We start from the raw sequence: 9,320 nt of genomic DNA, 5'->3' as shown, positions 1-9,320 counted from the left end.
TCGGCGAAATTTCTTGTCGATGTTGGGCGAGGATGCGCAATTAGAGAGAAGGTTGGGTCGGGTTTGCCGGCAGATAAGGTGATTGGGGAAAGCGCGAAGCGTAATCTCCCCCCTCGAGGGGGAGATGTCGCCGAAGGCGACAGAGGGGGTCGCCGCGCGTAGAGCGCCAGCCTCCATCTGCCGCAAGGAGGTCGCATCCAGTCGAACCGACCCCCTCTGGCCTGCCGGCCATTCCCTCAAGGGGGGAGATCAGCTAATCGTGCCGGTGCCCGAAGTGCCTCGCCGCCACCTCGACATGCGTATGCGACGCCTGCGCCACGAAACGCTCGGTCTCGTTGTGATCACCCGCCTCGTTCGGCCACCAGGTGCCGCCAATAACGATGCCTTCCGACACCAGCCTCTGGTCGGCGACCAATGACGCGCCGACCGCATCGACGAAGGTGAAGCGGCCCGGGCGCTGCCGGAGCACGGCAACATCGCCGACGGTGCCGACCGCCAGCGTGCCCAGGTTAGGCCTGGCGATCGCCCGCGCCGGCGCTTGCGTGGCGGCGCGCAGGACCTCGATCAGCGGCATGCCGAGCGCCAGCAGCTTCGACATGCAGACCAGTATGTCGAAGGCCGGCCCGTCGACGCAGTAGAGATGCACGTCGCTCGAGATCACGTCGGGCGCCAGCCCTTCCTCGAGCATGGCACGGGCAACGGCGAAATCGAACGAGCCCATGCCGTGGCCGATGTCGAAGATGACGCCGCGCTCGCGTGCCAGCCGCATGTCCGGCCGCACCGCGCCGGAAGCAAATACCGGCGCATTGGGAAACGGCCGGAAGCAGTGGGTGAGAATGTCGCCCTTGCGCAGGCGCGGCAGCACTTCCGAGCGGCCGGGCGGCGGCTCGTCTATATGCGCCATCAGCGGCAGGCCGGCCTGGTCGGCGGCCTCCAGCGCCAGATCCACCGGCGCGATGCCGCTGGTGCCGCCGGCATGCTTGCCGGAGCGGACTTTTACGCCGACCACGACATCGCGGTGCTCGCGCGCGGCTGCGACCACCTCGCGCGGTTCGCAGAGCCTGAGGTCGCTGCACTCGCCGACCGACACCGTCTGCGAGAAGCCGAAAATGCCGGCAAAGGAAATGTTGACATAGGCCAGGATGCGGACCTTCGAGCGCTCCATGACATGGCGGCGGAAGCCGAGGAAATTGCCGGCGCCCGCACTGCCCGCATCGATGAAGGTGGTGGTGCCGCTCTTGGCGGCCAGCCGGTCGGCATCGACGCCAAGCGACGTGCCGCCCCAATAGACGTGGCTGTGCAGGTCGACCAGGCCCGGCGTGACGATGCAGCCGCCGGCATCGACGATCTGCGCTGCGCTGTCCGCCGGTATATCGGCATCGACTGCGGCAACGCGGCCATTGGCGATGGCGACATCGCGCGGCGCGTCGAGGCCAGCGGCCGGATCGATCAGCCGTCCGCCCTTCAGCAGGAGGTCGAATTGCATTGCGGTCACCTCCGCTTCGTTGCTTTGCCTACAGAGGCCGGTAAGCGACCGCCTCGACCTCGATCTTGATATCGATCATCAGCCGCGATTCGACCGTGGTGCGGGCCGGCGGGTTTTTGGGGAAATGCCGGGCATAGACCGCGTTGAAGGCGCCGAAATCGCGCGCATCTTCCAGCCAGACCGTGGTCTTCACCACATCGTCCATGGTGCAGCCGGCCAGCGCCAGCGCGGCCTTGATATTGGCGAGCACCTGCTCGGTCTGTTCCGATATGCCGCCCTTGACCACGATGCCGTCGCTGCCGACGGGAACCTGGCCCGAGACATAGACGAGATCGCCGGCCCGCACGGCGGGCGACAACGGCACATGCGATGTTCCAAAACACTGTTTCGGCAAGGGACAAGCCTCCTCTGATGACAGGACGGGGTGCCATGGCAGCGCCCGCTTCGATCGACATTTACGCCGATCGGGGCGATCCTCATAGGGCTTTGTTGGAAAGCAACATTCTTCGAAATCCGTGTTGCTTTATTACAAGAGCGCTTGCATCGTACGCGCTGACGGGCGGCTTGGAAGCCGCAACGTACAGACGCATTTGCCAGAGCGGAGACACCCAGCGATGACTTACGACAAGAACCCGTTTCCATCAGGCGATGCCGATCGCCACGCGCTCTGGGAAATGCTGGTGCGGCGCGACATCGACGCTTTCATCGGCCAGGACTGGGCCATGGTCGAGGATGATTTCGTCGCCGAGAGCTTCTTCGGCATGCACGCGCATTTCCTCAGCAATGCCGATGCCTGGCGGCTGCAGTTTCCAAGGCTGGACATCTACCGCGACGAATGGCTGCGCCAGGCCAGGGAGACGGCGGCGACCAAATTCGCCGAGCCGCTGCGCGAGGCGCTGTTTCGCGTCACCAACATGCGCGACATCGATGTCGACGGCGACCGCGCCGTGCTGCACAAGAAATTCGACGGCTCGGTTGCCAAGGCGGACGGCAGCGTCGACCGCTTGAAATGGCAGACGCTGTATTTCTGCAGCAAGGTCGGCGGCAGCTGGAAGATATCAGGCTTCGTCGGCTACATGCCGCATCAGCTCGGCAGCTAGAACCACCGATCACCAGAGCGCAGGATGGGTCGGGCCGAACGTGCGGCCCGGCACCGCGGCCGCCATCAGCGAGCCGTTGAACAGCGATGGCGGATGCAAGGCGCCGCATTCCATCAAACGCATCGCCAGACATTGGCAATGCCTTTTGCGCCCATTCTTACGAATTTGTATGCCGCCGGACAGGCCGGTGTGAACTCGTTTGTTCACGATGCGCGGGGCGGATCGCAACCGCCCCGCCGCAACCGTCGACCTCTGGACTTCAGCCATGCTCGCGCCCAACAGGCAACAACCCGCCGCACCGAGCCATAACAGGGTTCCCGACGTCACCCTCGACTTCTGGCTGGTCAAGCTGATGGCGGTCACCACGGGCGAGACCGCGGCGGATTATCTTGCCGACACAATCGGGCTCGGGCTGACCGCCACCTCGCTGATCATGACCGGCATCCTGATCGCGGCCCTTGTCCTGCAGTTTACGCGGAAATGCTATGTGCCGTGGGCTTATTGGCCGGCGGTGGTGCTGATCAGCATCGTCGGCACGCTGGTGACGGACAGCCTCGTCGACAGTTTCGGCGTGCGCCTGCAGACGGCAACCATCGCCTTCTCGGTCGCGCTCGCCGCGACATTCGCGGTCTGGTACGCCAGCGAAAGGACGCTGTCGATCCACACCATCTTCACCACCAGGCGCGAGATCTTCTACTGGCTGGCGATCCTCTTGACCTTCGCGCTCGGCACCGCCGCCGGCGACCTCGTCGCCGAAAGCTTCGACATGGGCTACCTCACGACGGGGCTGCTGTTCGGCGGTGCCATCGCGCTGATAGCGCTCGCCTACTGGCTGCTGCATCTCGACGGCATCCTGGCCTTCTGGCTCGCCTATATCCTGACGCGGCCGCTTGGCGCTTCGTTCGGCGACCTGCTGTCGCGGTCGGCCAGGCACGGCGGCCTGGGTCTCGGCACCATCTTCACCAGCCTGCTCTTCCTTGGCTGTATCATTGCCCTCGTCCTGCACATGACCCTGAAGGAGGCAACCGACGAGGCGGACGAACTGTTGCTGGACCTGGACTGAAGCCTTGGCCTCGTCATCCGCGCGCGGAGCAAGGAGCGTAGCGACGCAGCGCGGACCCGACGATGACGAAGTTGGGAGAAGCCGCTCCGAATGCCTGCGCCTTCGTGACATCCTAGGAACAAGCCCGTGCCGGTGATAGCCTCTCCACCTCGGCAAAGGACCGGACCTTTCATGCGACTGCTTCTCGTCGAGGACGACCACAGGACGGCCGACTATATCGTCAGGGGACTGACCGAGGCCGGCCATGTCTGCGACCTGCTTCGCAACGGACATGACGCGCTGTTCGCGGCGACCCGGGGCAATTACGACGTGATCGTCGCCGACCGGATGATCCCCGGCCTCGACGGCCTGTCGATGATCAAGGCGGTGCGCGCCGCGGGCGTACGGACGCCGGCGATCTTTCTCACCTCCGTCGGCGGCATCGACGATCGCGTCGAGGGGCTGGAGGCCGGCGGCGACGACTATCTGGTCAAGCCCTTCGCCTTTTCCGAACTTCTCGCCCGCATCAACGCGCTTGGCCGGCGGCCGGCGGCGCAGGAGCAGAAAACCGTCCTGCGGGTCGCCGACCTCGAAATGGACCTGATCATGCGGCGGGTCACGAGGCGGGGCCAGCCGATCGACCTGCAGCCCAGGGAATTCAGCCTGCTGGAAGTGCTGATGCGCGGCGAAGGCCGCGTCATCACCCGCACCATGCTTCTGGAGCGCGTCTGGGATTTTCATTTCGATCCCAGGACCAGCGTCGTCGAGACCCATATCAGCCGGCTGCGGGCCAAGGTAGACAAGCCCTTCGAAACCCAGCTCATCCACACCGTCCGCAACACCGGCTACAGCCTGCACGCGCCGTCATGACCGGAACATGGTCCCGCCTGCTGCGCAGCACGCCGTTCCGGCTGGCCCTGACCTTCGCCTTCCTGTTCGTGCTGGCCTTCGTCCTATCTGGCGCCATTGTCTACCAGATGATGAGCGCCGATCTTGCCGAGCGGCTCGACGACACCATCAAGGAGACTTACGCGGTCGTCGCCGCGACCTATGCCGAGAACGATCTCAAGGAGCTGGTCGAGACCGTCGGCAGCCACTCCCTGCGCAGCCCTAGGAAGGAGCAGCTGTTTTCGCTGACCGACGCGACGGGCAATCGCCTGGCCGGCAACTTCACCGCGGCAGGGCTTCCCGACGGCTTCTCGATGTTCGACACCGAAATGCCCGGCGTGCCGCCCGGCGCCGAGTACCGCGCCTATTCCGGCCCCGTCGGCGGCAACACCCTGACCGTCGCCTTCAGCCTTTCCGAGACGGAGGAGCTGGAGAGGATCTTGCTGATGAGCTTTGGCTGGGGAACCCTGATCATCACCGGGCTGGCGGTCGCCGGCGGCGCCCTGCTGGCCTCGCGGGTCCAGCGCCGTCTCGACGGCATCGCCGCCACCATGGTGGATGTCTCGCACGGACGGCTGGACACCCGCATTCCGCTGACCGGCAAGGGCGACGACATCGACATCGTCTCCAGCCAGGTCAATGCCGCGCTCGACCGCCTGTCGGCACTGGTCGAAGGCATGAAACAGGTCAGCGCCAACATCGCCCACGACCTGAAGACGCCGCTCAACCGGCTGCAGATGATCCTCGACACCGCGTCCGAAAAGAACCTGTCAGGTCAAAAGGTCGCCCGCGAACTGGCCGACGCGCATGCCGAGAGCCTGCAGATCAACGAGACCTTCGATGCCCTGCTGCGCATCGCGCAGATCGAAGCCGGCGCCCGCCGGGCGCGGTTCACCGATGTCGATCTGGGCGAGGTGCTGCAAACCATCGCCGAGATCTATGCCGATGTTGCCGAGGACGACGGAAAGTCGCTGTCGTTGGCGCAACCACAGGAAACGACGGACCGGATCCATGGCGATCGCGAGCTGTTGACGCAGATGTTCGCCAATCTGGTCGAGAACGCGCTGCGCCATTGTCCATCGGGCACGACGATAAAGCTGTCGGCGGCGCGCCAGGACGAACGCGTCGTTGCCGGCGTCGCCGACAACGGTCCCGGCATTCCCGCCGACGAACATGAAAAAGTGTTTCAGCGGCTTTATCGGCTGGACCATAGCCGGTCGACGCCGGGCAGCGGGCTGGGTCTCAGCCTTGTGCGAGCGATTGCCGATCTGCATGGCGCATCGATCACGCTGGGCGATGGGCAGCCCGGGCTTGCGGTGGCGGTGAGTTTTCCGCTGGCGACGGGTTAGAGGCCGATCTCCCCCCTTGAGGGGGAGATGTCGCCGAAGGCGACAGAGGGGGTCGCCTCGCGTGAAGCGCCAGCCTCCATCTGTCGCAAGGAGGTCGCATCCGGTCGGACCGACCCCCTCTGGCCTGCCGGCCATCTCCCCCTCGAGGGGGGAGACCAGCAGCTTCACCGATCAATCCGCGTCGACAGGATGATCGACGACAGGGTCCGCTCGACCCCGTCCATGGCGCCGATCTGGTCGAGCAGCATGTCGAGGTCGCGGATCGACGGTGCGTCGACGATGACGATCATGTCGAAATTGCCGCTGACCGAATGCAGCGTCCGGACCGTCGTCAGGGCGCGCAGGCCGCGCACCACCTTGTCGGCGAGCTTGGGCGTCACGGTGAGCAGTACATGCGCCCGCACCAGCCCCTGCTCGTAGTCCGGCGCCAGCCGCACGCCATAGCCTGATATGATGCCGCGCTGCTCCAGCCGTTCGATGCGGCTCTGCACGGTCGTTCGAGACACGCCAAGCCGCCGCGCCAGCTCGGCGGTCGAGGCGCGGGCATTCTCGCGCAGCAGGGAAAGCAGGGCCTGTTCGGCGTCACTGAGCATTTCGACGATTCTTCTCGGCAGACTGTCCAATCAACGGTTTCGTTTCGAACAAAACCACGCTTCCATTCGACGGGCAAGCTGCGAATCTGGGCTCACAATCAGTGAGGGATCGGTCATGAAGAAAATTGTCGTTGTCGGCGCCGGAAAGATCGGCTCGACCATTGCCGAGATGCTCGCCGCCACGGGGGATTATCAGGTCACGCTCGTCGACCGCTCGGCGGCACAGCTCGCTGCTGCCGAAGTGCCGACCACGGTTGCGACGCTTGAGCTCGACATCGAAGCATCCGGTACGCTTGAAGCCGCACTCGCCGGCAAATTCGCGGTGCTCAGCGCTGCTCCCTTCCATCTGACCACCCGCATCGCCGAAGCGGCGGCCTGTGCCGGCGTGCACTATCTCGACCTGACCGAGGATGTCGTCTCGACCCGCCGCGTCAAGGAACTGGCGGTTTCGGCCAGAAACGCCTTCATTCCGCAATGCGGCCTGGCGCCGGGCTTCATCTCGATCGTCGCCAACGATCTCGCCAGCCGGTTTGATTCGCTGGAGAGCGTGCGCATGCGCGTCGGCGCACTGCCGCAATATCCCTCCAACGCGCTGAACTACAATCTGACCTGGAGCACCGACGGCGTCATCAACGAATATTGCGAGCCCTGCGAGGCGATCGTCGAAGGCGAGCTGGTCGAGGTGCCGCCACTGGAAGAGCGCGAGGAGTTCTCGCTCGACGGCGTCACCTACGAGGCCTTCAACACCTCCGGCGGCCTTGGCACGCTGGCCGAGACGCTGAAGGGCAGAGTGCGCACGCTGAACTACCGCACCATCCGCTATCCCGGCCACGCCGCGATCATGAAGGCGCTGCTCAACGATCTCGGCCTGCGCCACCGCCGCGACGTGCTGAAGGACATTTTCGAGAGCGCCCTGCCGGCGACGCTGCAGGACGTGGTCATCGTCTTCGTCACCGTCTCCGGCCGCAAGAACGGCCGCCTGCTGCAGGAGACCTACGCCAACAAGATCTACTCCAGGCGCATCGGCGACCAGGTGCGAAGCGCCATCCAGATCACCACGGCGTCCGGCATCTGCGCCGTGCTCGACATGCTGGCCGACGGCAGCCTGCCGGCGACGGGTTTCATCAAGCAGGAAGACATCGCGCTTGACGCGTTTCTGGCCAACCGTTTCGGGCGCGCCTATGCGCAGCACGAGATGGTGAGCCGGCTGGCGGGGTGATCAGCGTCTCTCTCTTGTGAGAGGCTGGCGGGACAGTGCCCCCCCTCTGCCCTGCCGGGCATCTCCCCCTCTAGGGGGGAGATCGGCTGTCATCTTAGATTTCGCCAGGGGGGCGAGTGTCCCGCCAGCATCACCGCCTTTGCACTATCACGAATCAAACATGCAGCGCGTGCCCCAGTGCCTTCAGCGCCGCTTCCTGGAATCCCTCGCCTTGCGTCGGATGCGCGTGGATCGTCCCGGCGATGTCCTCCAGCCGCGCGCCCATCTCCAGCGCCAGGCCAAAGGCCGCCGCCAGTTCCGACACACCTTGCCCGACCGCCTGGATACCGAGCACCAGATGGTTGTCCGCGCGCGCCACGACACGGACGAAACCGTCCTCGCCGAGCTTGGTCATCGCCCGGCCGTTGGCAGCGAACGGGAACATGCCGATCTTGATCTCGCCGCCGAGCGCCTTGGCCTCTTCCGGCGACAGGCCTGCCGTCACAAGTTCCGGATCGGTGAAGCAGACGGCGGGTATCGAGCGCTTGTCCCAGTTGCGCTTGTGACCGGCGGCGATCTCGGCGACCATCTCGCCCTGGGCCATCGCCCGGTGCGCCAGCATCGGCTCACCGGTGACGTCACCGATGGCAAAGATGCCGCGCATCGAGGTGCGGCACTGGTCGTCGATGCGGATGAATTTTCCAGCCATATCAAGGTCGATCTGCTCGAGCCCCCAGCCTTCGGTTACCGGCTTGCGGCCGACCGTCACCAGGATTTTTTCGGCGGCGACCTTGGCGCTCTTGCCGTCCGCCGTCTCAACCAGCAGCGCATCGCCTTTGGTCGACAGCCCCTTGGCCTTGGCACCCAGCATCACCTCGACGCCGAGTGCGTTGAGCCGCTTGACCACCGGCCGCGTGAGTTCGGCGTCATACTGCGCCAGCACGCGCGGCAAGGCCTCGACCACGGTCACTTTGGCGCCCATTTTGGCGAAGGCCATGCCGAGTTCCAGCCCGATATAGCCGCCACCGACGACAGCGAGTTTTTGTGGAACCGCGCCGAGTGCCAGTGCCTCGGTTGACGAAATCACCGGGCCGCCAAAGGGCAGGAACGGCAGTTCGACCGGCGCCGAGCCGGTGGTGATGACGATCGCCTCGGCGCGGATGACTTGGCTTCCTGTCTCGGTTTCGACCTCCACAGTCTTGCCGTCGCGAAAGCTCGCCCAGCCATGCACGGTCTTGACTCCTGCCTTCTTGAGCAGGCCGGCGACGCCGCTGTTGAGCCGGCTTACGATGCCGTCCTTCCAGGCGATCGTCTTAGCCAGGTCGAGCGTCGGTGCGGTGAGCGAAATGCCAAGCGGGCTCTTGCCGCTCGCCATGTGTGAGACCCTCTCGAACTCTTCCGCCGCATGGATCAGCGCCTTGGACGGGATACAGCCGACATTGAGACAGGTGCCGCCTGGTTTGCCCGACTCGACGATCACCGTGTCGACGCCGAGCTGCCCGGCACGGATGGCGCAGACGTAACCACCGGGACCGGCGCCGATGACCAGCAGCTTGCAGGAGATTTCTTTCATGTTGGCATCCTGGTTCACAATGGTGCTGGAAGGCAGATAATGTTGGGTCCTTCGCGCCGCCCTCGAAGCGCGTAATCTCCCCCCTCGAGGG

Annotated in this window: 10 protein-coding genes; 5 read left to right on the top strand and 5 right to left on the bottom strand. The window is 65.0% G+C overall.

Annotation, left to right across the window (positions count from 1 at the left end):
• Nucleotides 1-253: 253 nt before the first annotated feature.
• Both EOB49_RS30640 and EOB49_RS30635 read right to left on the bottom strand, forming a co-directional pair.
• On the bottom strand, nt 254-1,486 hold the full coding sequence (locus tag EOB49_RS30640; protein WP_127383181.1) for an amidohydrolase/deacetylase family metallohydrolase: 1,233 nt from the start codon (nt 1,484-1,486) through the stop codon (nt 254-256).
• A gap of 28 nt (nt 1,487-1,514) precedes the next feature.
• On the bottom strand, nt 1,515-1,880 hold the full coding sequence (locus tag EOB49_RS30635; protein ID WP_013528752.1) for a RidA family protein: 366 nt from the start codon (nt 1,878-1,880) through the stop codon (nt 1,515-1,517).
• A 220-nt stretch (nt 1,881-2,100) separates the two neighbouring features.
• Between EOB49_RS30635 and EOB49_RS30630 the strand changes: the two genes are divergently transcribed.
• Nucleotides 2,101-2,586, top strand: a complete 486-nt coding sequence (locus tag EOB49_RS30630) for a hypothetical protein (RefSeq protein WP_127383180.1) — start codon at nt 2,101-2,103, stop codon at nt 2,584-2,586.
• A 9-nt stretch (nt 2,587-2,595) separates the two neighbouring features.
• Here the strand turns inward: EOB49_RS30630 and EOB49_RS30625 are convergent, their stop codons facing one another.
• Entirely contained in the window at nt 2,596-2,853 is a 258-nt protein-coding gene (locus EOB49_RS30625; RefSeq protein WP_127383179.1) for a hypothetical protein, read from the bottom strand.
• On the opposite strand from EOB49_RS30625, the gene EOB49_RS30620 reads away from it, so the two are divergent.
• The 3 genes from EOB49_RS30620 to EOB49_RS30610 all read left to right on the top strand — a co-directional run bounded on the left by EOB49_RS30620 (nt 2,852) and on the right by EOB49_RS30610 (nt 5,865).
• Nucleotides 2,852-3,649: a hypothetical protein gene (locus EOB49_RS30620; protein WP_127383178.1), complete on the top strand. Its 798-nt coding sequence runs from the start codon at nt 2,852-2,854 to the stop codon at nt 3,647-3,649. The genes EOB49_RS30625 and EOB49_RS30620 overlap by 2 nt on opposite strands.
• 171 nt (nt 3,650-3,820) lie before the next feature.
• Nucleotides 3,821-4,498, top strand: a complete 678-nt coding sequence (locus tag EOB49_RS30615; protein ID WP_127383177.1) for a winged helix-turn-helix domain-containing protein — start codon at nt 3,821-3,823, stop codon at nt 4,496-4,498.
• The gene (locus tag EOB49_RS30610) at nt 4,495-5,865 is read left to right on the top strand and encodes a HAMP domain-containing sensor histidine kinase (RefSeq protein WP_127383176.1); all 1,371 of its coding nucleotides are present in this window, start codon (nt 4,495-4,497) and stop codon (nt 5,863-5,865) included. Before EOB49_RS30615 ends, EOB49_RS30610 begins: the two co-directional genes overlap by 4 nt.
• Nucleotides 5,866-6,029: 164 nt before the next feature.
• Here EOB49_RS30610 and EOB49_RS30605 read toward each other — a convergent pair whose 3' ends face one another.
• A complete protein-coding gene (locus EOB49_RS30605) occupies nt 6,030-6,458 on the bottom strand; it encodes an Lrp/AsnC family transcriptional regulator (protein WP_127329250.1) in 429 nt (142 codons plus the stop codon).
• A 115-nt stretch (nt 6,459-6,573) separates the two neighbouring features.
• Between EOB49_RS30605 and EOB49_RS30600 the strand changes: the two genes are divergently transcribed.
• The gene (locus EOB49_RS30600; RefSeq protein ID WP_127383175.1) at nt 6,574-7,677 is read left to right on the top strand and encodes a saccharopine dehydrogenase family protein; all 1,104 of its coding nucleotides are present in this window, start codon (nt 6,574-6,576) and stop codon (nt 7,675-7,677) included.
• Between the two features lie 154 nt (nt 7,678-7,831).
• Here EOB49_RS30600 and lpdA read toward each other — a convergent pair whose 3' ends face one another.
• Nucleotides 7,832-9,229 (bottom strand): dihydrolipoyl dehydrogenase, encoded by a 1,398-nt coding sequence (gene lpdA, locus EOB49_RS30595; RefSeq protein WP_127383174.1) that lies wholly within the window; start codon nt 9,227-9,229, stop codon nt 7,832-7,834.
• Nucleotides 9,230-9,320: the final 91 nt, after the last annotated feature.

It is taken from the genome of Mesorhizobium sp. M7A.F.Ca.MR.148.00.0.0 (genome assembly GCF_003997735.1).
GTDB lineage: Bacteria > Pseudomonadota > Alphaproteobacteria > Rhizobiales > Rhizobiaceae > Mesorhizobium.
Note: the sequence above shows the minus strand (reverse complement) of the source record. Positions and strands in the feature narration are given on the sequence as shown.